This is a genomic window from Paenibacillus hexagrammi (assembly GCF_021513275.1).
Classification (GTDB): Bacteria; Bacillota; Bacilli; order Paenibacillales; family NBRC-103111; genus Paenibacillus_E; species Paenibacillus_E hexagrammi.
Map to the genome: position 1 here is coordinate 5,393,687 of NZ_CP090978.1, position 23,421 is coordinate 5,417,107.

Sequence of the window (23,421 nt, forward strand, 5' to 3'; positions counted from 1 at the left end):
TAGCAACCCTTGCCCGCACTTCCTGAAGCTTACTTCGCTTCGTTCATGTTTTCTTTTGTAATTTTCTTATAGTTGATCCAAACATATTTGCCATCAGTGATGTCGTAACCAGTAGTTTCTTTGCTAGGTGTTTGACCGTTAGCAAGAGCTGTTGCTACTGCTGTAGTTGCAGCACCTTGGTTTTTCGCATCGTTCAGAACTGTACCGAGCAATGTGCCGTCGCTAAGAGCTTGAAGAGCTGGAGCTGTAGCGTCAACGCCTACAACCGGCATGAATTTGTCGCCTGTGAAGTAGCCTTTTGCTTTCAGAGCTTCGATAGCGCCTAAAGCCATATCGTCGTTGTTCGCAAGAACCGCTTCGATTTTGTCTCCGCCGGAAGCCAGGAATGCTGCCATTTTCTCAGTTGCTTTAACACGATCCCACATAGCTGTATCTTCCGCTACTTTTTCTACACCCAGACCAGCATCTGTGATCGCTTGGATGGAGAACTTCGTACGAAGCTCAGCATCTTGGTGACCTGGTTCGCCTTTAAGCATAACGTATTGGATTTTACCGTCTTTGTTTTTGTCAGCTTCAGGGTGAGCTTTGAAGTAGTCAACCAGCAGTTGGCCTTCCATTGTACCGGATTGCTCAGCTTTCGCGCCTACGTAGTAAACTTTGTCCCATTTTTTCATGTCGTCAGCCAGAGGCTCACGGTTCAAGAATACAACAGGAATGTTAGCTGTTTTTGCTTTATCGATGATAACGCCTGCAGCTGTACGGTCAACCGCGTTGATAGCAAGAGCGTTTACTTTCTTCGTAATGAAGAGGTCAACTTTATCGTTTTGTGTAGGTTGGGAGTTTTGGCTGTCTACGATTTCTACGTTAGCTTTATCTTTAGCAGCATCCGAGATCGCTGCACGAACGCTCGACATAAATGTATCGTCAAATTTGTAGATCGCAACACCGATGTTTGGTTTTTTGCCTGTGTCAGCTTTAGGAGCTGCAGTTGCTGCTGCACCACTAGTAGCTGCTGCACCGCTAGTTGCTGCTGGAGATGGAGCTGCTTCTTTGCTTCCGCAACCTGTTACAGTTGCAACTAACGCGCCGGCTACGGCAAGTGTAAGTAGTTTTTTCAAGATAAGATCCTCCCTTAAAGGTATGTTTTATTTATTTACATTCCTTACTATAATGGATCAAAGAGCCAAAACAAATGCAAAATCCTCATATTTTCTATCGAAATCCTCATCACTTTACAAAGGGAAACAATAGTTTTTGATTATCCGACCAGAACATGTTGTCCAGATCAATGGCTTTGACGCCAGCAGAAACGAGAGTCGGAACCTTCCTGCCCTCCGCCGCCTCTACGGCATATTTCACTCCCAGATAGCCGATGCTGAAAGGGTTCTGGATGATCGTCGATTGAATGACACCTTCCTGCAGCAGCTCCAGCTCCTCGGACGTACTTCCGAAGGTGATGGTTTTCACCGTGCCCTGCAGACCTTGCAGCTGAATCTCGGAAGCAGCGCCTACGGAAGAACTTTCACTTAAGGCTACTATACCGTCCACATGATTATTGGTGCTAAGTATTTGCCGGGTTAATTGTCCTGCCAAATCTCGATTGGATAGACCATATACTTTGCTTACAACCTTGAGAGCCGGATACTTGGAGATCTCATCCATGAGCCCCTTCTCTCGCTCCTCCGCGTTATGCTCGCCTTGCTTAAAACTGACAATCGCAACATTCCCATGAGTCCCAACCTGCTTGACGAGCTGTTCACCAGCCAGTTGACCGGCGTCGTAATTATTAACGCCAATAAAGCTTGTAACTCTATCAGAATGAACAGCCGAATCGATAGTGATGACTGGAATACCTAGGCTCACAGCCTTTTCCGCTGTATCCGCCAGTGCGTTGTAATCGTTAGCCGCAAGTACAATGGCATCCGGCTTGGACTGAATCGACTGCTCCATGAGTGCGATCTGCCCCAGTACATCAGCCTCATCTGCCGGCCCGCGAAAATCAAGGCTGACTTCAAACTCCTTCGCCGCTACCTCCGCTCCCATCTTGACGGTCTTCCAATAGTCCCCATCCTGACTGCGGAGAACGACTTCGAAATGCATTTTTTTCGGAGCTTGTGCCATCTGGATCTCCCGGCTGCAGGAAGAAAGGGAGGCCACGGCCAGCAGGAACAAGAACACAAATCGACCAATTTTTATTGTTTTTTCCATGCTGCCCCCCTTTATTCATCGCTAAGCGTCTTTGGGATCCATACGCTCACGGTTGTTCCTTCTTCCAGCTCGCTCTCCATCGTAATCCCGTATTCCCTGCCAAAATAGAGCTGTATCCGCTCATGCACATTGCGCACACCGACACCCGAACCCTTCTCGCTCTTCGCAGCTCCGCTCAGAATGCCCTTCATCGTCGCTTCCGACATACCGACTCCGTTATCCTTCACTTGCAGCAGAATGCGTTCATCAACGACTTTAACAATAATTTGTATCGATCCTTCATCCGCCATATATTCAATGCCGTGATACAGTGCATTCTCCACGATAGGCTGCAGAATCAGCTTTAAGGTTTTATACGGGAGCGCTTCTTCTTCTACATCGATCTCATATTCAAATTTATCCTTATACCGCATCTTCTGAATGATTAAATAGTTGCGGATGTGCTCAATTTCATCCTGAATCGTAATGATAGGCTTCCCCTTGCTTAAGCTGATGCGGAAAAATTTGGAGAGGGATGTGATCGTCTTAACAACCTCCTCATTCTTGCCGCTCCCTACCATACGTACGACCGAATTCAGTGTATTGTATAAAAAGTGCGGGTTAATCTGAGATTGCAGCACTTCCAGCTCGTTCTTGCGTTTGGTCTCCTGCTCCAGGTTGTTCTGCTCCATCAGCTCGCGCACCCGGCTGACCATCAGATTGAACCGCCGTGACAGCTGCTCCACCTCTGCTGCTCCCCGGACATGGATATAGGTGTCGAAGTCTCCCTTCTCGACCATTTCCATCGAACGTCTGAGCCGCTTAATCGGCTCCGTAATCCTTGCTGACATGAATGCGGAAATCAGCAGTACGAAGATGAGCACAATAATGAGCAGCCATATCATAAAAGCGCTGACCTCTTTGGTCGTCGTGATCATTTCGTCCAGGTAAGAAACCCCGACAATTTTCCAACCGATGTTATTGACGGTGCGCACGACATTCAAACGCTTCTCCCCGTCCGCTTCATCCATGTACTTACCGTAGGAAAATTTAAGCGCCTGCTCCACGTTCTCGTATTTCAGCCCAATATAAATCAGCTGCTGCTGGGGATGGTACACGATGTTGCCGGCAGAGTCATCGATAATGTAAACGTATCCTTTTTTTCCCAGACTGACCGTACGGAAGACGTCATCCAGCGTTTTAAAGTTAACATCCACCAGAATCACCGCATCCGTGATCCTCCCGTTTTTGAGAATCGTAACCCCTTTACTCATCGACACCACCCATTTGTACGGACCCTTGAACAGGTTCTGAATGTGCGGAAGCGAGAACGTGAGATGGTTGGGATTTTCTACAGCCGATTTAAACCAGCTTTGATCGGTCAGTCGCGTGTTCTTGCGCATCTCCGTTGCATTAATTCCCGTGACAAGCTCTCCGTCCGCGGTGAACAAGTCGATAGAGACAATATCTTCTCTAGTGCTGGCGATCGTCTCCAGCTGCTCCAGAAGCTTGTCCGACGGGATGCCGCTGCTGAGGGCAATTTTTTGATCGACCGCTTGGAACGTATCGGCCATGCCCTTAATATAATTCTCCAGATTAATCTGAACCTGGTCGACGATTTGCTGGGTGTTTAAAAAGGCGCTATCCTCGGCGGTTCTTGAGAATTTGTTATACAGCACCAAGGATACCGTCAGCATGACGAGCACCGTAATAAAAATAAAGGACAATGTAATCGTAAACTGAATGCTCCTGACCCTGACGGTGTCAAGCAGTACGGTATACAAGGCCCTTAGGATCAATTTGATTCGATTCAAAGCTCTAGCCTCCTTTGGAGCTGTTTCGGTATTCTTTAGGAGATACACCGACGATCTTGCGGAAGCTGAAGCTAAAATAATTCGCATCGGCATAGCCGACCTTCTCGGCGATTTCCAACGCCTTCATGTCCGTTGTTCGCAGTAGCTCTTTCGCGGCTTCCATCCGGATGTTGTTCAGATAATTGACGAACGTCATCTTGGCTTCCTTCTTAAAAATACTGCTGAAGTAACCCGCGCTGATGTGCAGATGACTGCACACTTTATTAATCGAAATGTCACCCTCGTGATAGTGATTCTTGGTATATTCCTTCGCCATCTCGACCAGATTCTTGTAGGAAAACTGCCGATCGTTGGCGATATGCTCCATGATGCGTACGCACATTTCAGCAAGCCAATGCTTGGCTTCATCGAGCGAAGTGAATTTACTGATCTCTGTAAACGGCGCAAAATTTTCCCCGAAAACTTCATCGATGTCCAAGCTGGAATCCTTGGCCGCTTTGAGAATGCAGGTTAAGGTTTCCAACAAATAAATCTGATAATCCTTGACCGAAACCGCGGCTTCCACGCCATGAAACAGCTCATCGATGGTCTCCTTGATTTCCTGACCGGTCCCCACTTTGATGCAGCGGTTCAGCGCCTGCTCCTTCAGGTCATCAAATCGAACCTTCTCCATGTTTCGCTGCTCAACATCCTCGATGCAGATCATCCGATTGCTGCCCAAGATGAGCCTGTAATCCAGCGCTTGTACAGCGTCATCATAGGAATAGCTCAGCTTCGCGACGTCCTTGATGACCGTTCCTACACCAACCGTCACAGAGAACTTCAAATATTTGTCCACGCTCTGGCGAATCTCTTCCAGCACCTTAAGTGTTGTCTGCATCGCCTCTGCACGGTCTTCCGTTGCATGAATAGCAAGCACCGTAACTTGATCGTTATGCATAAAAACAAGGCCAAGCCCGCGCTTTGTCGCGATCTCCTCCGATATATTCAGCAGGGCGAAATATTTGAGTGCCTGATCCTCGGAATACTTAAAGTGAAGCCGATCTGGCCAAGCCGCTCCGGTCTACGACCTCGTCTTCTGTAATCCGTACACCGTCTATGCTGATGATGGCTGCAACAAAGCATCCGCCCTCCAGATCTATACCGTAATTGGTCGCCCTCTCCCGAATCTCCTCCAACGGCAGCTTGCGGCTCATCAAAGCATTCAAAAAATTTTCGCGAAGCACCGGCATGCTCTTTCGGTAATGCTCTTTGAGCAACTGCACGTCCTCGCGATGGGCTACCTCTTCATCGATCTGCGTTTTGACCTTGAGCAGCGCGTTCACGATCTCCTGGGCGGAGAACGGCTTCAGCACATATTCGTCGATATGCAGCTTGATTGCCCTCTGCGCATATTCAAATTCATCATGCCCCGTTAAAATGATAATTTTTATCGTAGGAAAGCGCTCTCTAACGATTTCAGCAAACTGAAGCCCGTTCATGAAAGGCATCTGGATGTCCGTCACAACCACATCAGGCTGCAATCGTTCTACCAGCTCCAGTGCTTCACGGCCGTTCTCTGCCTTGTCTACGACCTCGAAACCGATAGAGGTCCAATCTACCTCGCGAACGACCCCTTCTCTTACGTCCTCTTCGTCATCCACCAAAATTAATCTATACATAAAAGGTCCCACTTTCTTTGTCGAAACATCGCTACATTCACCCCCATTGTACTAATTGACCAGTAATTACACAATATACACCTTCTGGATTCACAATGATTTCTGGAACATGCTCCGTACTCTTTCATTCCCAAATATGAGAAACTAGAAAAATGGAATTATTTTCAATAGAGGTGATTGATTACAATGAATTTGGCTGCCATCACACAGACTGCCGCCCGTCTGAAAGAAAACGTAGGAAAAGTGATTATCGGCAAGGACGAAACGATTGAGCTTATGCTGATCGCCCTAATTGGCTCCGGACATATTCTGCTGGAGGATGTCCCGGGCACGGGGAAAACGCAATTGGCAAAGGCGCTGGCCCGCTCGCTCGATTGCTCGTTCAAACGTATCCAGTTTACGCCCGACCTGCTTCCCTCGGATATTAGCGGGATTAATTATTACAATCAGAAGCTGAGCGAGTTCGAATTCCGCCCGGGCCCGCTCTTTGCCCACATCGTACTCGCTGATGAAATTAACCGAGCGACTCCAAGGACACAATCCAGCCTGCTGGAAAGCATGGAGGAGCGCCAGGTCAGTATCGACGGCGAGACCCGCGTCCTGGAAGCGCCGTTCCTTGTGATCGCTACCCAGAACCCGGTCGAGAATCAAGGGACCTTCCCGCTTCCAGAAGCGCAGCTGGACCGGTTCCTGATGAAGCTTTCTATCGGTTATCCTTCCGCAGAGGAGCAGCTGCGAATCCTGAAGCTGTATCAGCAGAGCGACCCGTTTGAGCAGCTGCTGCCCGTGGTCACGCGCGCGGAACTGCTGGAAGCGCAGAAGCTCTACCAGCAGGTGCGCATCAGTAATGATTTGCTTCAGTACATCGTGAAGCTGATCGAGCAAACCCGGCTGCACCCGGATGTCGCGCTTGGCGTCAGCCCTAGGGGAGCGCGCGCCATGCTTACCTCCGCCCAGGTGTATGCCGCGCTGCGCGGAAGGGATTACGTGCTGCCGGATGATATCAAGGCGCTTGCCGCACCCGTATGGGCGCACCGCATTATGCTGAAGGCGCGCACCCGAAGCCAGGAGCATCCGGCTCACTCCATCCTTGGAAGCATCCTGGCGCAAACCCCTGTTCCGACGGAACCGAAGCTGGTATAAGCACATGGGAATCAGCTGGCTTCTTGTTATAGCGGTTGTCGTCATTTTCGTGCAGCATCGGTTGTTTCGCCGATTCGGCTTTCATGGGCTGCGTATTAAGCGGCAATTTAACCAAACACACTGCCACGTCGGGGACGAGATCCTCATGAAGGAAACGATCATCAACAGCAAGCTCCTGCCGCTTCCCTGGCTCCGCTTGGAATCGATGATCCCTGCGGGACTTCGCTTCGGTAGACAGACGAATCTTGAGATCAACAGAGGGGCACTCCTTCAGAATCATCGAAGCTTGTTCAGTCTTATGCCCTATACGAAGATCGTGCGGAGCCATCCTATCCTTTGCGCGCAGCGGGGCTGGTTCAAGCTAGATTCAGCAGCCGTATCTATTGGTGATATCGTGGGATTGGAAGCTGCAGTTCGGACCCAGAAGACCAGCCTGGAGCTGCTCGTCTATCCGAAGCTGCTGGAGGTTGCCGATATTCCTCTCCCTTCATCAAGTTGGCAGGGCGATATCGTAGTCAAGCGTTGGATGCTGCCGGACCCGTTCCTGTCCTCTGGTGTTCGGGAGTACCGCTACGGCGACGCCATGAGCAGCATTCATTGGAAAGCAACCGCTCGCAGCGGCAAGCTTCAGGTGTATAACCAAGAGCATACGGCTGATCCGAAGCTGCTAATCCTCGTTAATACGCAAATCACCGAAACGATGTGGGATGCGGTGAGCGATCCGGAACTGGTTGAAAAAGCTCTTGCCTACGCAGCGACTATGGCTGACTACGCCATTCGCCAGGGTGTGCCTGTCGGCTTCGGCTGTAACAGCTATCTGCTGGATCAGCAGGGGACTCCTGTCTTTCTAGCTCCCCAAGGCGGGCTGCCGCAGCTTCATGATTTGCTGGAATCGATGGCCAAGCTGGCGATGGCCTGCAGCCGGACGTTTCATGATTATTTGGAAAATGGAATGAACCTGGGCAGCTCCACCGCTTTGGATATTGTGCTCATCACTGCTTTTCAGTCCGCACATATAGAGGAACAAATCGAAAGGCTGGAGTGGATAGGACATTCTGTGTACATCATTCCTTTAGAACATCATCTTGTCGATGCTGCTGCAGAGGAGGTGGATACTCAGCATGAAGTCCGTGAGGCTGTGGTGTAAAGAACTGGTTTTCTCCGTTATTCATGGGGTCATAGAATTGATCGTTTATTTTCCCCTGATCCTGCTCGCTCATTTATATGTGTCTGGAACAAAGCTAGGGTTAACCCTTCTTATGCTGCTTGCCTGCTATGCGTTGGGCTGTCTGGGCGGGTTGACGAGAATCCTTATGCGGCGTGGTCTGGAATACCTTTTCGCGCTCTTGGCAGGTGCGGGTATTGCCATTGCCGTACAAGGCAATGACTGGCATGGGTGGGCTAGCTCGGTGATTGGATTCTTCGCGGTCTATCGAGGAATTCAGTTTGTGAAATACGCCTGGAGCTCCGTTTTCCCTCCTTCAGCGTATTTATTCGGGTTTGTCGTGTATTTGATCGGAGTGCCGATCATGGGGCAGGTTTCTCTCACAGCCCCCTATGTCCCCTACATGAACGGAACTGGCATGATCTCGCTTTTGATTTTTCTCTTTCATCTGAACCGACTGCAGCTCTTACGGGCTACACTTTCCGGCACGGCTGAAGCGCAGGCGTCTATGGCGAATGCTGTGCAGCGTTCCAATCGCATTTGGCTGAGTATCCTGATTGTCATCATCGCTGCTATTGCATTTTTTCAGCAAATCAGGCAGGTATTGTCCGATACCCTAAGAGGTATCATGAGATGGCTTGCGGGCATGATGCATTCGGGTGCACCTGCCGCGACTCCTTCTCCCGCTCCAGAGCAGCAAATGCCTATGCCGCCTCCTTCAGAGCCGACGAGCGGACCCACCTGGTGGGATATACTGTGGGGATATGTACAGGTCGTCATCGGCTATCTGATCGTCACCGGGCTCGTTCTATTCATCCTGTATCTTGCTGTCAGCAAACTCGCGCCCTCCCTTCAGGCTTGGTTCAAGCGGCTGCTAAGCCGTACTCGTTACGGGAAGCAACAGATAACAAGTGAACATTATACGGATGAACAGGAAAGTCTATTGGTATGGAAAAATATACCTGGAACTTGGTTGTCACAGCTCACCAACCGATTTCGGAAACGAACAGATGCGGGGCCAAGTTGGGCCGACTTATCCAGCAACCGGGAACGGGTGAAGTACTTGTACGTAAGGTGGATTCGCGATTCGGTTAGCAGGGGGTATTCGTTTCAAACTGCACAGACTCCGAAGGAAATAGGTCAGCAGCTTAGCGAAAAGGGGATCGTCCCACAAGATGCCGCTGCTGCGATGACTGAAGCCTATAACCAAGTGCGTTATGGGGATTTGGAGGTTAACGACGAAACTGTTCAGCGGGTGCAGCAGGTTGCGGAAGCTCTTTCAGGGAAGAAGCACGGATCGTCGAAGTGACGTGTGGCATGAAGAATTTCTTAATCTATGGACAGGATGAAAAGAGAGATAGATAGCCCTTGGGCTATCTATCAGACTGTCGATCTAGGGACGCGGAGGGCTCAGTAACATAATGTCAAAAGCGATCGTTTATCGACAGGATGGCTTAAACCCCTGTCCCCTCCTTACGGTATTGGTTGGGAGGTAATCCTACCACTTTCTTAAAAGCTGTGCTGAAGTAGTGCTGAGAATCATAACCTACCTGCTCGGCGATCAGCACCATGGGCAGATCCGTCGTTGTGATCAAACGAATTGCCTGCTTAATTCTTGTCTGCGTCAGTTGGCTGACAAATGAAATACCAGTCTCCTGCTTGAACGTTCGGCTCAAATAGACCGGGGATACGTTAAGCTCACTCGCAACCCCTTCCAGACTAAGAGCGGATTCATGAAATCGTCTGCCGATGATTTCTTTAGCCGTGCGAATAAATGGCGAGAGCTTCGACTCCTTGTAGACTTCGAACTTCGCTTGATGATACGTCAAGGATATCGAAGAGTGATTGCCGATGACGGGCGTATAAGAGAATACCGTAGCTATTTTCAGATACATGAGAATAGCTTGGTTCATCTGCTCCCACAAAGAATCCGGCACAGGTTCCCATATGAGGATGACAAGCAGCCCCATGGGATCGCGGAATACGACGTTCCTGTAAGGAACAAGCAGCTCCTCCACGATATTCTCCATTGCAAACTGGTATAACTGACGGTCCTTCTCCGAGAGCAGCTCCTTGCCTCTAGAGGCTCCGGGCCACCTAATCACACCTACAGTTGCAGGTACAGCATCGGGAAGCTTGAGGAAGCCGAGCTGTTCTGCAATTTCACCTCACTTAGCTCCCCCTCAATCCATTCGATACAGAAACGCTCGCGAAGGAGCGAGAAATTCTTCTCTATCTGTTTGGATGCTTGCAGAAGATGCTGCTGGTTCTTCTCTGCAATGTCCATTTGTTTCGTCAAAGCTTCGAGGACCTGATACAGCTGCTTGGGATTAACGGGCTTTAAAATGTAGTCATCCACGTTCAGTCTGATCGCCTCTTGCGCATAAGTGAATTCATCATGCCCGGTAATAATAATAATTTTGCAGGCAGGCAGCTGCTCTCGAATCCGTCCGATCAAGGTCATGCCGTTCATGATGGGCATATTCAAATCTACCAGCAGCAGCTGGACTTGGTGGAGCAATGCAAGCTCAAGCGCCTCTTCACCATCCTCTGCCTCCGCCACGACTTCCAATCCAAGCCGCTGCCAGTCAATCGCGTCCCGAATTCCCTCACGAATATTCGGTTCATCGTCGGCTATCAATACGTTCCACGATTTGTTCATGCTCGCCCCGCCTCTCTGCGTTTTATAACCGGATGATAGATGGTCACTTTTGTTCCTTTTCCAGGTTCGCTGTCGATGTGTACACCATAGGAAGCCCCATATGTGAGCTGAATTCGCTCCTGAACATTCTTGATTCCATATCCTTTGGCGGTATCAAGCTCTTCTTGGCTATCCCCTGGAAGAATAAGTGATGGAGCAGGCTGTTGCGATGATGGCATTCCCGACTTCTGGGGATACGTACCCAAAGACTTTCTCAATTGATGCAAAACCTCTGTGGACATTCCGACTCCGTTGTCTGATATTTCAAGTTGAATCCTCTCGTCCGCCAGATAGGCTTGAATCGCAATATGTCCAGGTCCCCGGCGTTCCTTAATCCCATGATAAATGGCATTCTCAACGATAGGTTGAAGAATAACCTTCAAGACATAGAGCCCTTCCAGCATGGGATCGATATCCAGACTATAATGCAGCTTATCCCGGTAACGGGTCTTTTGAATTTTCAAGTAGCTTTCAATATGGGCGATTTCCTCTTCCAAAGGAATGATTTCATTCCCTTTGCTGAGACCAATCCGGAACAGCCTGGATAACGACTCAACGACCTCCGTCACCTCATGGGCGCCGCTCTTACGAGAGAGCCATTGAATGGTATCCAGCGTATTATACAAGAAGTGTGGCTTGATATGCGCTTGCAGACTACGCAGTTCAGCCTCCCGTTTCTTCCTCTGCTCTTCCTCGACCAGCCCGATCAGCTTCGTGATTTGCAGGAGCATCGCGTTGAAGCTGCGGCCCAGCATGCCAACTTCATCCTGCCGCACATCCTTGAACCGGATCGACAGGTTCCCATCCTCCGCTCTTCTCATGAAAGACATCAGCTGCCAGATCGGCTTGGATATCGTATAGGACAGATACGTGGATGCTGCAATTCCCAGCAAACAGACGACGAATATGAAGCAAATAATGTACAGTCTAATTTCCCTTACTTCCATAACCGTCTCTTTCGTAGAGAACACGCCCACTGTCGTCCAATTGGTAAAGGGAGACTTCCGGAAAATAAATTGTACCTGCTTGCCGCCGATGTCCTTGGAGAATTCCCCGCTCGGATGCTCATCGATCCAAGCCCGCTCCAGCTTGCTTACAATAGGATGCACTGGTGTATAGATACTGTCTCCTTGATCGTCAATGACTGTGAGATAGCCTGATTTGCCCAGCCGTACATCCTTAACGGTTTCAGCGATTACCCGAAGCTTCAAGTCGATCAGCACCACCCCCTCCACCTTCTGCGTCTCGGGATCAAGAATGGCTCGGACTACGGAAACCACATCCTCATCTTTGTAATTAACATGCGTCGTTACATTCCGGTTGGACGGATGCCCGATGAGCTTGAAAATCCCCTTCTCCTCGACAGCCTCCTTATACCAATTCTCCTCCGTCAGGCTTCGGCTTGATCTTGCATACATTTCATTACTGAGATACTCGCCCTTGGCATTCACAACAAGAATGCCGGCTACCTCCGTATATAAAGTCGTGAAGCCCTGCAAGAACTTCTTCATATCGTAAACTTCCGATTCAGGCTGCTTCACGTCACTGGATAGGAACCGCTTGATCTGCGGATTAAAGGAGATGAAATACGTCATGTTCTGTAAATTACCGGCATAAAACTCCAAAGACTTATTCACATTGCCGATCAGCTGCGAGGTATGATCGTTTACCTGCTTTTCGATAATGTTATCCGTCGCCCAAGCAATCAACACTCCGAGACAAATAGCCGGCAGAATGCTAATTAGTAGGAAATGCATTATGAGCTTATAACGTATGGGCCAGTTATTTAATTGGAACCAGGCCGCCCGTTGGAATTTGTCCAAGATACCATAAACCCCGCTCTTGTTATTTCGCATAATAGCTATCCACATTCTGGCGTGTTACTACGGTGATACCCGTATCCACATACGTCGGAACCAGAGGCATGCCAGAACCCTGCCAATCGGCCACTTGCTGCACGATTCCATGCTTCAGATGAAACAATTGCATGAGCGACCAATATCCCATGTTCCACGTTCCTTGGGCTAACGTGGCTGAAATAATGCCGCTTTTCACCATATCCAGCGTCCCTTTGTCCGTATCGAAGCCGATAATTTTCACTTTCGGCAAACGCCCTGCTTCTTTCACGGCATTGCCAACCCCGACGCCTCCGTTAGCCTCCGTTGCAAAAATTCCGGTCAAGTCCGGGTACTCACCGAGCAGTCGCTTCGCTACACTTCCTGACACCAGCTGGTCTCCCTTCCCGTCTTCAACTGCGATGACCTGTATGTCGGGGTATAGGGTACGAATCGTATCCTGAAAGCCTCTGGTCCGCTCCTGATGATTGAGCTGTCCCGGCAGTGTAATGACGGCTGCCTTCCCGCTTCCCCCCATCAGCTCAGCCATTTGGTTAGCTGCTTTGACACCCGCGTTATAATTATCTGTTCCAAGGAAGGAGTAAGCCTTACTCTTCGGTGCTCCCGAGTCGAACAGCACCACAGGTATTCCCGCCTCTACCGCCTTATTAATGGAGACTACGAGCGCGTCCGGATTGATGGCAGAGACGGCGATTCCCGCAGGCTTCTTGGCGATCACCTGCTCCAGGACCGTCCGTTCTTCATTGGCATCATACTGCGTAGCGCCTCGGTATTCGACCGAAACATTCAGGCTTGCGGACGCATCCTCAAAGCCTTTGAGGCAGCTCTTCCAGTAGTCAATGCCCGACTGGAAATTAACCATCACGTACTTCTCCCCAATATCTCCATGCAACCCCCCATACATCGCATCCTCGGTTCGATTTGTATCCTCGCGGAATGCATACACATAGAGAAAGAGCATAAAGGTTGCGATGAGCACCGCATAAACCATCAAGAGTTTTTTCATGTCGTCACCTTCGTAAGCGTTTTCTCCATTATAGCAAGCAGAAAATCACCCGTCAGGGTGATTTTTGAGTTATGCCGATAAAGTAGGGTCCATTCCGAACTTCAGTAGCTTTTCTCCGATCGCTGCGCTTCTCCGAAAACTACTGATCTCTTCATTCCAGTTTATCAACAGTCTCAAAGTCACCTGTCAAGGTGATTTCGCATTTTGCCGCCAGCTACGCTGTCTTGGACTTGTTATAAATATCAAAGCCAACCGCCAGGAGCAGCACAAGCCCTTTAATACCCTGCTGCCAATCAATGCCTAGTCCCACCAAGGACATCCCGTTATTCATGACGCCCATGACGAGGCCCCCGATGATCGCCCCGATCACCGTCCCGATACCGCCTGTTGCCGATGCGCCACCAATAAAGCAGGCTGCGATCGCATCCAGCTCGAAGTTAACGCCGGCCTTCGGTGTTGCTGCATTAAGCCTAGCTGCAAACACTAATCCGGAGAGCGCTGCCAGCACTCCCATATTCACGAATACCCAGAACGTGACATGCTTCGTTTTCACACCGGAGAGCTTGGCCGCCTTCTCGCTGCCGCCGAGCGCATAAATATGCCGGCCCATAACGGTACGATTCATAACGAATGTGTAAATGACGACTAACACGAACAGCAATATAAGGATATTCGGAATTCCCTCATAAGTAGCTAGGACGTAGGTAAATACATTGATGATAATTACGATAGCAGCAAGCTTAGCCGCAAACAGTCCGCCAGGTAGCACGTCGAAGTTATAGCTTTTCTGCGTACTGCGCGTCTTCCATTCCTTCCAAATAAATACGGCAGAGAGCACGATGCCGAGCACCAGTGTAAGAATGTGCAGCTTGGACGCGCCGGGGAAATCAGGCAAGAAGCCGGAGCTGATCTTCTGAAAGGTTGCGGGAAATGGCGCAATCGATTGTCCTTTGAGTACGATCATCGTTAACCCGCGAAATAACAGCATCCCAGCTAACGTAACGATAAAGGACGGGATTTTGACATAAGCAACCCAGAAGCCCTGCCACGCGCCGACGAAAGCGCCGATGAGAATGGAGATGAGCAAAGCTGGGAAAAATGCCATTTTCATATCCACCATCATGATAGCCGAAACGGCACCGACGAAAGCGGCTACGGAACCAACCGAGAGATCAATATTTCCCGTGATGATGACGAGCAGCATGCCGATCGCCAGCACCAGAATGTAGCTATTTTGCAGGATCAAGTTCGTAATATTTAATGACTTTAACAAGATCCCGTCAGTCAAAATCTGAAACAGTATGGTGATTAATAGTAAGGCAAGTATCATGCCGTACTGCCTGATGTTATTTCTAAACAGTCCCACTAACGTTTGCATGGCTGTCTCCCCCTGATCTGGTCATATACCTCATCAGCTTTTCCTGCGTCGCTTCCTCTTTCAGCACTTCACCCGTGAACCGTCCCTCACTCATGACGTAGATCCGGTCACACATACCAAGAATCTCCGGAAGCTCGGAGGATATGAGCAGAATCCCTTTCCCTTCAGAAGCAAGCTGATTAATAATTGTATAGATTTCGTACTTGGCTCCGACGTCAATTCCTCTTGTCGGCTCATCCAAGATAAGCAAATCCGGTCCCGCTAAGATCCACTTGCTGAGCACAACCTTCTGCTGATTGCCCCCGCTCAAATTTACCGTTTTTTGCAAAATGCTCGGCGTCTTGATGTTCATTTTCTGCCGAAATCTCTCCGCCTCGACGATTTCCTGATTCTCATCCACGACCAGCCCCTTGGACAGCTTCTTCAAACTCGCCAGGGAAATGTTCCGCTTAATATCGTCAATCAAAACTAAACCGTAGTGCTTACGGTCTTCTGTCACATAGGCAATTCCATGATCTATTGCATGGTTAATCGTGTTTACCGTTATTTCTTTACCTTCTTTATAAATACGACCGCTAATCTTCTTACCGTAGGATTTGCCGAACAAGCTCATGGCCAGCTCGGTTCTACCGGCTCCCATCATGCCGGCAATTCCAACAATCTCACCGCGCTTCACATGAAAATCAACCTCATCGATGACCTTGCGCCCTTCCTGCGATGGGTGATACACATTCCACTGCTTCACCTCAAAGAACGGCGCTCCGATCTTCGGATCGCGCTGCGGATAGCGGTGTGTCAAGTCTCGCCCTACCATACCCTTGATAATGCGGTCCTCCGTCACCTCGCTGCTCGTCGCATCCAGCGTTTCGATCGTCTGCCCGTCTCTTAGAATCGTGATGGAATCGGCAACTCGTGAGATCTCATTCAGTTTGTGCGATATAAGAATGGAGGAAATTCCCTGCCGCTTGAACTCCAGCAGCAAATTCAGCAAGTTGTCGCTGTCTTCCTCATTTAACGCAGCTGTCGGTTCATCGAGAATGAGCAGCTTCACCTTTTTCGACAACGCTTTAGCAATTTCAACTAGCTGCTGCTTGCCGACACCGATATTCGAAATCAGCGTACTGGGTGTTTCAGAGAGGCCTACTTTACGCAGCAACTCTCTCGTCTTGATGATCGTCTCATTCCAGTTGATGATTCCGCGCCGGGCCTGTTCATTGCCCAGAAAAATATTCTCCGCTATAGATAAATAGGGAATTAGCGCCAATTCCTGATGAATGATGACAATCCCTAATTGTTCGCTCATCTTAATGTCCTTACATTCCACGATCTTGCCTTCAAACAAAATGTCTCCTGTATAAGTGCCATGAGGGTATACGCCGCTGAGCACCTTCATCAAGGTGGACTTCCCCGCACCGTTCTCGCCGAGCAGCGCATGAATCTCTCCCTGCTTAACCTTCAGATTGACATCTTCCAGCGCCTTAACACCGGGAAATGTCTTTGTGATATTTCGCATTTCTAGAATCAAATCCGATGTGTGCATGATCTCACCAAACTTTCCCTAAGAACGTGATGAATCCGAGCCAAAGCCTATGCGGAAGCGGCAGTCTCCCATGTACTGCCGCCCCCGTGCAGGTATCGTTTATGAGCTTACTTTTCCAGCTGTTCTTTCTTGTAATAACCGCTGCCGACCAGTACGGATTCGTAGTTGGACTTATCAACGGAGACTGGCTCGAGCAGATAAGCAGGAACGACTTTCACGCCGTTATTGTAGGTTTTCGTATCGTTAACCTCGGCTTCTTTCCCTTTCAGCAGGGCATCCGCCATAGCAACCGCTTTTTTCGCCAATTCACGAGTATCTTTGAAAACTGTCTGAGTCTGTTCGCCGGCGATGATCGATTTTACGGAAGCAAGCTCGGCATCCTGCCCGGAGATCACAGGCATTGGTTTGTCGGCACTGCCGTATCCTACACCTTTTAAGGAAGAAATGATACCAATACTGATGCCGTCATACGGGGAAAGCACCGCATCGACCTTCTCTGTGGAATAGTTTTTGCTCAGCAGGTTATCCATACGCGTTTGCGCGAGTGCGCCGTCCCAGCGCAGTGTAGCAATCTGATCCATCGTCGTTTGCTTGCTGCGTACGACAAGCTTGCCGCTATCGATGTAAGGCTTCAGTACGGACATAGCACCATCGAAGAAGAAGTAGGCGTTGTTATCATCGGGGGAACCGCCGAACAGCTCAATATTGAACGGGCCTTTGCCATCCTTGAGTCCCAGCTTTTGCTCGATGTAGGAAGCCTGCAATACCCCAACCTTAAAGTTATCGAAGGTCGCGTAGTAGCTGACATAATCACTTTTCTTGATCAAACGGTCGTAAGCGATGACCTTGACCTTGGCATCGTTTGCTTTTTTCAGCACATCGATTAGTGATTCTCCGTCGATCGGAGCAATAACTAGCACGTTTACACCTTTTGTAATCATGTTTTCAATCTGTGAAACCTGATTTTCTACAACATCCTCTGCGTATTGAAGATCCGTTTTGTATCCCAGTTTCTCAAATTCCTTCACCATGTTGGCGCCGTCGCTGACCCATCGTTCCGAGGATTTAGTTGGCATAGAGATCCCAACCATCCCTTGGGCTTTGGCTTCCGTCTTATCACCTGCTGCCGCTTTAGAAGCTTCAGGCGCTGCTGTCGCGCTCTCTCCGCCAGACTTCCCTCCGGCTCCCTCGTTTGCTGCTCCTCCGCTGTTACCACAGGCCGCAATGGCAAATACCATCGCTAACATCATGAATACGGTTACGATTCTTTTCACTTTCCTGTCCCCTCTCTTACTGGCAATGAAATCACTTACAAATTGAGTATAGAACGAAACCGGTACGAGGGTCTTTTCAAAGAATTAACCTGTTTTTATAAAAAATTGCGGAGATCGCGAGCATGTGAGAAAAGGCTCCCGAGCCCCATGCGGGTTCAGAAGCCTTTCATTTTTGAAAATCCTCTGAAAAACTGTCACACTTTAGCACACTTACGCATATACATAATTTGTTTGATACTCTACGACCGAGGTGGTTTCGTGATGTTGGCAACACGGGAGATTTGTGAGAAGCAAGAAGTCGTGAACACACTGTGCGACATGGGACTTGATCAAATCGCAAGATGGATCAAAGTTCTGCCTGAAGACAAATGGGAAACTATGTTTGTTTCCACATGGCCGACACTGGCAAAAAAGTGCGGCGTTCACAGATAGCCTTCTCTACATATGCTGGAGAAAGCCATACCTGCGCTCTGCGTCACACGACCCAGAGCGTATTTGTTTTTTCATAGTGTCAGAGTTTCCTCCTCATTTAATCCGTCTCTTTAGACTACCACCAGCCAAGCCGATGAGACTCTTCTTTCCAACACTATTCTTCCATGACATACGCTTCTATGAGAAGGAGTGCACCAGCCAACTATCGAATATAGGTAGCAGCACACCTTATAGGAGGAACACATGGTAAAACCCGTCACAGTGAAGGATTTGGTTGATCGCTTTTCCCTGGAAGTGCTTGCAGGGCACAACGAGCTGCATCGGACGATTACCCGGACGAGGGCTCATCGGCCTGGACTTGAATTCGTAGGCTACTTTGAGTTTTTTCCTCAAGAGCATGTACAGATTCTAGGACGCAAGGAGATTACCTATCTGCATAAGCTCAGCGAACAAGAGCGAAACTTGCATATCGGCAATATTGTCAAATATCACCCACCCTGCTTTGTCGTGACTAGGAATCAGGAAGGTCTTAAATACCTGACCAAATACTGCGAGGAGGAGCAGATTCCTCTGCTTCGTACCACTGCACCGACTACCAAATTTCAAGAGCTCGTCGATATCTACTTAAGCAAATCGCTTGCACAGGAGATTGCCATACATGGGGTCTGCGTCAATGTATCGGGCATCGGCATCCTGCTTCGGGGCAAATCCGGCGTAGGTAAGAGTGAAACCGCTCATACCTTGATCCGCCGCGGCCACAGGCTCGTTGCCGATGATGTCGTCGTACTGAAAAAATCAGCCCCGAGACCATTCTAGGCACACACAACGGAAAAACAAAAGAATTCCTCGCCCTGCGAAGCATCGGTCTCATTAACGTCTCCGCTTGTACGGACGCAAAGCGTTTCAAGACGAGACCCGCATTGTGCTGGACATCGAGCTGACGAAATGGCAGGATCACGCTTTGAACAATGAGCTCGAGCTGGATCCCAAGTTTACGGAATATATGGATATCAAAATCCCGCATATCGAAATTCAGCTGCAGCCCGGACGCGATGTAGCCGGACTGGTTGAAGCCGCCGCTAATAACTGGTATCTTCGCCAGCAGGGTTACAGCGCTGCCGAAGACTTCATGAAGCGGCTGCAGAGCGAGGAAGACTGAATCAGGGGGAAACACAGCTCAAAAGCTCAACGCTCTCCCACACAGCAATTCGGAAAAGAGGGTTGACGATCTCGTTTACTCATACTTATTCTTGTATCTCTTAGACATGGACATGGAGTAATTAGATAAGCCCACCGCAGGCTAATAAAGCAACCGAATTTTGTTCAAAAAATAAAGCTGTCTCCGGCACATTTACTGCACAGGGAGACAGCTCTTTTTTATTTTGATATAACCAAACTTCTATAGCTTAAACTTGTGAGCCAAAACCTGCATTTCGGATGACATCACATTCAACGATTCAGCCGATGATGACAGCTCTTCCATCACCGCAAGCTGTTCCTCCGTAGAAGCGGAGATCTGCTGTGCAAGCTGGTTCGTTTGATCGGCCATGCGTTCCATATCCTGCAGGGATGCAGAGATTTCCTGCGAGCTCGCCGACATCTCCTGAGCTGAAGCCGAAGCCTCCTGCACCTGCTCCACAACATTACGGGTCGCTTCAAGAATGCGAACGAACGCTTGGCCCGTGTGCTCGATGGACTGCACACCTACAGCAACCTCCTGCTCCCCTTTCGCCATGGCATCGCCTGCGCGTCTCATATCTTCTTGAATCGCCTCGATTAGTTCAGCCACTTCCGCTGCGGAGGTGGTCGAACGTTCCGCCAGTTTCTTAACCTCTCCGGCTACCACAGCGAAGCCCTTTCCTTCCGCACCAGCTCTTGCAGCCTCGATCGATGCGTTTAGAGCCAGCAGATTCGTCTGCGCGGATATATCGGTAATCACCCTAACGATATCACCGATATATTGGGAGCGTTCCGTAAGCTTCTCCACAATTTCAGCCAGTTCGCTTACTGTTCGATTGACCGCATTCATTTGCTCGGAAGACTGCTTGATCAGCAGATTGCCCTGCTCGGCTTCCCGCAAGGTCATCTCGGAAGCTTCGTAGGCTGTTGACGATGTGGTGGCGATTCTTTGAATGCCGTAGGCCATTTCCTCCATCGCCACAGAGCTCTCTTTCACACTGCGCGCCTGTGTATCATTACTTCCAGCCATATCTTGAATAGAAACAGAGATTTGATTACTCGCAAGTGTCGTTTCCCCAATAGAACCGCTTAGATCATGCGATGCGTCTGACAGCCTGTCAGAACTAGAGAGAAGCCCCGCAACCATTTCCCGGAGATGGACGTACATCGCCTGAAAGGAAACGGCCAAATCGCCGATTTCGTCTTTGTTCTTAATATTAAGCGCTGAGGCTCTTAAATCACCCTGAGCAAACTGGCTGGCTTGATCCGCCAGACGTTTGATCGGTCTGGAGATATGTAGAGCAAACAATGTCATCAAAGTTCCTCCAATCACCCAGCAGCAAAGCAGGGTAATCAGAATCGTGTTCAGAATATGCGTCTGGCCTTGATTATAATCCTGCATGTACGAGCCGGCTGCTATGATCCAGCCCCAGTCCTGACCCGCTGATTCCGCATACGCTATCTTCTCCGCTTCCTTTGACGAATCAGGTAAAGGCCAATCATACGTCGTAAAACCGCCGCCGCCCTTCGCCTTCTCGATCATATCCTTCACGTAGAAGAAGCCGCTGCTGGTTTGCTTATCCAGAATGTTTTGCCCCTCCAATAACGGATGACCCATCAGATCGCCATTCGCATTAAGGATAAAAAAGTACCCGTTCTCCCCTAGCTGAATGTGCGGATTAATCGATCGCTTGCCGTCCTTCAGCGGTCCGATCAGCGCTTCTCTTACCTTCTCCTGGGCAGCTTCTTTCGTCATGCCTCCCGCCTTGACCGCTTCTTCCATAGAAGTTGTAAGCTCCAGTGCCATTTTTACTGAATTTTGCAAATTACTCCGAATTAATGCATCCGACTCCTGCGACGAAACATGATAACTGACATACCCGAGTATAGACACAGGTACCAACAGCATAAATAAAGAAATCAACAGCAGTTTCTTTCTAATTGTAATTTTCCAAAATCCCCTATTATTCTGCACCGATAACCCTCCCTTTGAACTAAGACTCAAGTCCCAATCCTTACTCGATATATACTAGAAAATCGACACAATTCCTCCTTTCATTTTCGTACAAGGGTGAATATTCTGTGAAATAAGAATTTTAAAATAAAAACCACCCCTTTCTTTTCCGAAAGGAGTGGCTCCATGTTGATAACCTGTTATTCGTGAAATGATTTCCAGAACTCGCCTTGCTTATCGATATACGTATCAAGATCACTAAGCGGAATCTGGAATGTAATAAAGCCAGCCGCATAAGGTCCAATGTCGTAAGGGTTATAGTAGATGTTCAGTACATCCGAGTCGAGATAGAAACCCTGGCTGTCTGTGATATCCGGTAAATCCTCTGCAGCCTGAGGGAACACACCCTTCTCTTCTGCATGGTCCTTCAATTGTTCCCTAATTAAATCACTGATGCGACTGAGATAGCCGCTGTCCTGCTTGAACAAATCGGCAAGCTTATAGATGCTGCCATTGCGGATATTCACGTGTTTGTATACCTGTGAGGGCATGCCGTGAGCGGCTCCGAAAGGATAATAGTAACCATTAGCTCCTACTACTAACAGATCCTTCTTAAACATGTGAACTGTAAAATCCTCATCATACGACGCAGATTGATCTTCGCTTGAAATTGTGGCGTCACTTGGCATCAACTCAGCATTAATTTTCTCTGAAACTTGCTTATCCTGTATACCCTCAATCACCGGATAATAGATGAGCGTATTGCGATGGGGCCGTTCCTTGGCTTCTTTCAAAACAATTCCATTCCCCAAATCCTTTAGATATTCCGCTTTCCAAATGACGTTGCCATCCATATCTATATATTGAAGGCGGTTATCCACATTGGCGCTAATTAGGCCCTTATCACGCTGTATCGTACCGGTACCTTGGATGATCGGCAGCGATTGCGCCTTTTGCCCTGTTTTATCGATAAAGAAAGAGGTAAGTCCCTGGCTGACTACGCTGTAACCGTCCTTGAACGACGCAACGTCATCATACAAGTAATCCGTGATCTGCTTTCCATCTTTATTAAATAAAGCAAATTTATAAAGATCGTCCTTGCTTTCACCATCAGGGAAATATCTGTCTTTGCGGGCAACAGCCCACATGGATTCTCCAACATATTGAATAATCGCATAATGAGGCTCTAGTACATATTCGCCTTTGGTGTTGATCAGCCCCGTCTCTGCTCCGAAGCTTTTCAGCTTGACGACCGCTCTTCCTTCCTGGAAGGGTTCTGCGATTTCATAAGTCTCCGGGATCATCATGTTACCGTTCTCGCCGAGATACCCCCACAGAGAGTCATCCGATTTCTTGACTTCACTTAAACCGTAGGAGAATGAATCTCCCATATATTCAGCTTCATAAGAACGCAGCGTTTCGCCCTTCGTATTGATGATCGAATATTGACCGTCTTGCGTTTTTACCACAGCTTTTCCATTCTTAAAATCGTTGGCGCTCTCATACTGCGGCGAAACAATGATGCTGCCGCTTCCATCAACGTACCCATACTTCTCATCCTTATAAAAGGTTGCCAGCCCCTCGCTTAAGGAGCCCAGATCACCAGCCATTTCATTGACCTTGTTACCATGGCCATCTAAGATCAAAGAATGATGCTCGAAATCCTCAGCTGCAAATCCTGAGCCAAACTCTTGTATGTACTCATATTCCGCAGGGACAACAAAGCTCCCCGATCGGTCGATTAGACCGTATTTACTTTCAAAATACCCATCACTGGAATCCTCAACACCAACCACTGCTACACCTTGCTCCTGAAAGCTTTCAGCCGAATCAAATTGGGGCTCAATGATCGTTTTTCCTTCTCGATTCAAGTACCCCCACTTTTTCCCTTTAGCCATTGAATAATATGGGTACAAATCCTCAATTGGTTGTTCCGGCGTCGCAGAGGTTTGAACATTGGCCGCGGCATCAGGTGCCCCGTTCTCTTGGGCTGCTAATGGCTCGGCAGCTAGACAGATCGGCAATAGCAGCAGCATAGCAGCTCCTAATGCAATATGAGTACGTCCTTTGGACCTTATTCCTTTCATTACAATCCCGCCTTTATTTGCAGCGTAAGCCGCAAGATTTTGCT

General features: G+C 48.9%; 18 protein-coding genes and 1 pseudogene. 5 read left to right on the forward strand and 14 right to left on the reverse strand.

The window, feature by feature from the left end:
• Positions 1-29 precede the first annotated feature (29 nt).
• The 5 genes from L0M14_RS24505 to L0M14_RS24525 form a co-directional block, all read right to left on the reverse strand.
• Entirely contained in the window at positions 30-1,118 is a 1,089-nt protein-coding gene (locus L0M14_RS24505; protein ID WP_405030804.1) for a galactose ABC transporter substrate-binding protein, read from the reverse strand.
• 109 nt (positions 1,119-1,227) lie between these two features.
• Complete coding sequence (locus L0M14_RS24510) at positions 1,228-2,208, reverse strand: substrate-binding domain-containing protein (protein ID WP_235119084.1); 981 nt, start codon at positions 2,206-2,208, stop codon at positions 1,228-1,230.
• Positions 2,209-2,219: 11 nt separating this feature from the next.
• Complete coding sequence (locus tag L0M14_RS24515) at positions 2,220-3,992, reverse strand: histidine kinase (protein ID WP_235123022.1); 1,773 nt, start codon at positions 3,990-3,992, stop codon at positions 2,220-2,222.
• Between the two features lie 13 nt (positions 3,993-4,005).
• Positions 4,006-4,941: a helix-turn-helix domain-containing protein gene (locus tag L0M14_RS24520; protein ID WP_235119085.1), complete on the reverse strand. Its 936-nt coding sequence runs from the start codon at positions 4,939-4,941 to the stop codon at positions 4,006-4,008.
• Positions 4,942-5,029: 88 nt separating this feature from the next.
• Entirely contained in the window at positions 5,030-5,662 is a 633-nt protein-coding gene (locus L0M14_RS24525) for a response regulator (RefSeq protein ID WP_235119086.1), read from the reverse strand.
• Positions 5,663-5,848: 186 nt separating this feature from the next.
• Here L0M14_RS24525 and L0M14_RS24530 point away from each other — a divergent pair, with 186 nt between their 5' ends.
• From L0M14_RS24530 to L0M14_RS24540, 3 genes are read left to right on the forward strand one after another with little or no spacing between them, the layout of a single operon-like run.
• Entirely contained in the window at positions 5,849-6,805 is a 957-nt protein-coding gene (locus L0M14_RS24530) for an AAA family ATPase (protein WP_235119087.1), read from the forward strand.
• A gap of 4 nt (positions 6,806-6,809) precedes the next feature.
• A complete protein-coding gene (locus tag L0M14_RS24535; RefSeq protein WP_235119088.1) occupies positions 6,810-7,952 on the forward strand; it encodes a DUF58 domain-containing protein in 1,143 nt (380 codons plus the stop codon).
• Positions 7,927-9,279 carry a DUF4129 domain-containing protein gene (locus L0M14_RS24540; RefSeq protein ID WP_235119089.1) on the forward strand — a complete coding sequence of 451 codons (1,353 nt, stop codon included), beginning with the start codon at positions 7,927-7,929 and terminating at the stop codon, positions 9,277-9,279. The genes L0M14_RS24535 and L0M14_RS24540 overlap by 26 nt, the downstream gene beginning before the upstream one ends.
• Positions 9,280-9,424: 145 nt before the next feature.
• Here the strand turns inward: L0M14_RS24540 and L0M14_RS31685 are convergent, their stop codons facing one another.
• From L0M14_RS31685 to chvE, 7 genes are all read right to left on the reverse strand, one after another.
• The gene (locus L0M14_RS31685; RefSeq protein WP_311198779.1) at positions 9,425-10,075 is read right to left on the reverse strand and encodes a helix-turn-helix transcriptional regulator; all 651 of its coding nucleotides are present in this window, start codon (positions 10,073-10,075) and stop codon (positions 9,425-9,427) included.
• Between the two features lie 2 nt (positions 10,076-10,077).
• On the reverse strand, positions 10,078-10,632 hold the full coding sequence (locus tag L0M14_RS31690) for a response regulator (RefSeq protein ID WP_311198780.1): 555 nt from the start codon (positions 10,630-10,632) through the stop codon (positions 10,078-10,080).
• Positions 10,629-12,527 (reverse strand): cache domain-containing sensor histidine kinase, encoded by a 1,899-nt coding sequence (locus L0M14_RS24550; protein ID WP_235119090.1) that lies wholly within the window; start codon positions 12,525-12,527, stop codon positions 10,629-10,631. Before L0M14_RS24550 ends, L0M14_RS31690 begins: the two co-directional genes overlap by 4 nt.
• Positions 12,517-13,533: a substrate-binding domain-containing protein gene (locus tag L0M14_RS24555; RefSeq protein WP_235119091.1), complete on the reverse strand. Its 1,017-nt coding sequence runs from the start codon at positions 13,531-13,533 to the stop codon at positions 12,517-12,519. Before L0M14_RS24555 ends, L0M14_RS24550 begins: the two co-directional genes overlap by 11 nt.
• A gap of 214 nt (positions 13,534-13,747) precedes the next feature.
• Positions 13,748-14,911: a multiple monosaccharide ABC transporter permease gene (mmsB, locus tag L0M14_RS24560; RefSeq protein ID WP_235119092.1), complete on the reverse strand. Its 1,164-nt coding sequence runs from the start codon at positions 14,909-14,911 to the stop codon at positions 13,748-13,750.
• A complete protein-coding gene (gene mmsA / locus L0M14_RS24565) occupies positions 14,886-16,451 on the reverse strand; it encodes a multiple monosaccharide ABC transporter ATP-binding protein (protein ID WP_235119093.1) in 1,566 nt (521 codons plus the stop codon). Before mmsA ends, mmsB begins: the two co-directional genes overlap by 26 nt.
• A 107-nt stretch (positions 16,452-16,558) precedes the next feature.
• Positions 16,559-17,725: a multiple monosaccharide ABC transporter substrate-binding protein gene (gene chvE / locus L0M14_RS24570; protein WP_311198781.1), complete on the reverse strand. Its 1,167-nt coding sequence runs from the start codon at positions 17,723-17,725 to the stop codon at positions 16,559-16,561.
• 261 nt (positions 17,726-17,986) lie between these two features.
• Here chvE and L0M14_RS24575 point away from each other — a divergent pair, with 261 nt between their 5' ends.
• Positions 17,987-18,157 (forward strand): hypothetical protein, encoded by a 171-nt coding sequence (locus L0M14_RS24575; RefSeq protein ID WP_235119094.1) that lies wholly within the window; start codon positions 17,987-17,989, stop codon positions 18,155-18,157.
• A 243-nt stretch (positions 18,158-18,400) separates the two neighbouring features.
• Positions 18,401-19,316: pseudogene (hprK, locus tag L0M14_RS24580) on the forward strand (HPr(Ser) kinase/phosphatase).
• Positions 19,317-19,556: 240 nt separating this feature from the next.
• Here hprK and L0M14_RS24585 read toward each other — a convergent pair.
• Positions 19,557-21,311, reverse strand: a complete 1,755-nt coding sequence (locus L0M14_RS24585; protein WP_235119095.1) for a methyl-accepting chemotaxis protein — start codon at positions 21,309-21,311, stop codon at positions 19,557-19,559.
• Between the two features lie 179 nt (positions 21,312-21,490).
• Positions 21,491-23,377, reverse strand: coding sequence for a WG repeat-containing protein (locus L0M14_RS24590; RefSeq protein ID WP_235119096.1), 1,887 nt, complete (start codon positions 23,375-23,377; stop codon positions 21,491-21,493).
• Positions 23,378-23,421: the final 44 nt, after the last annotated feature.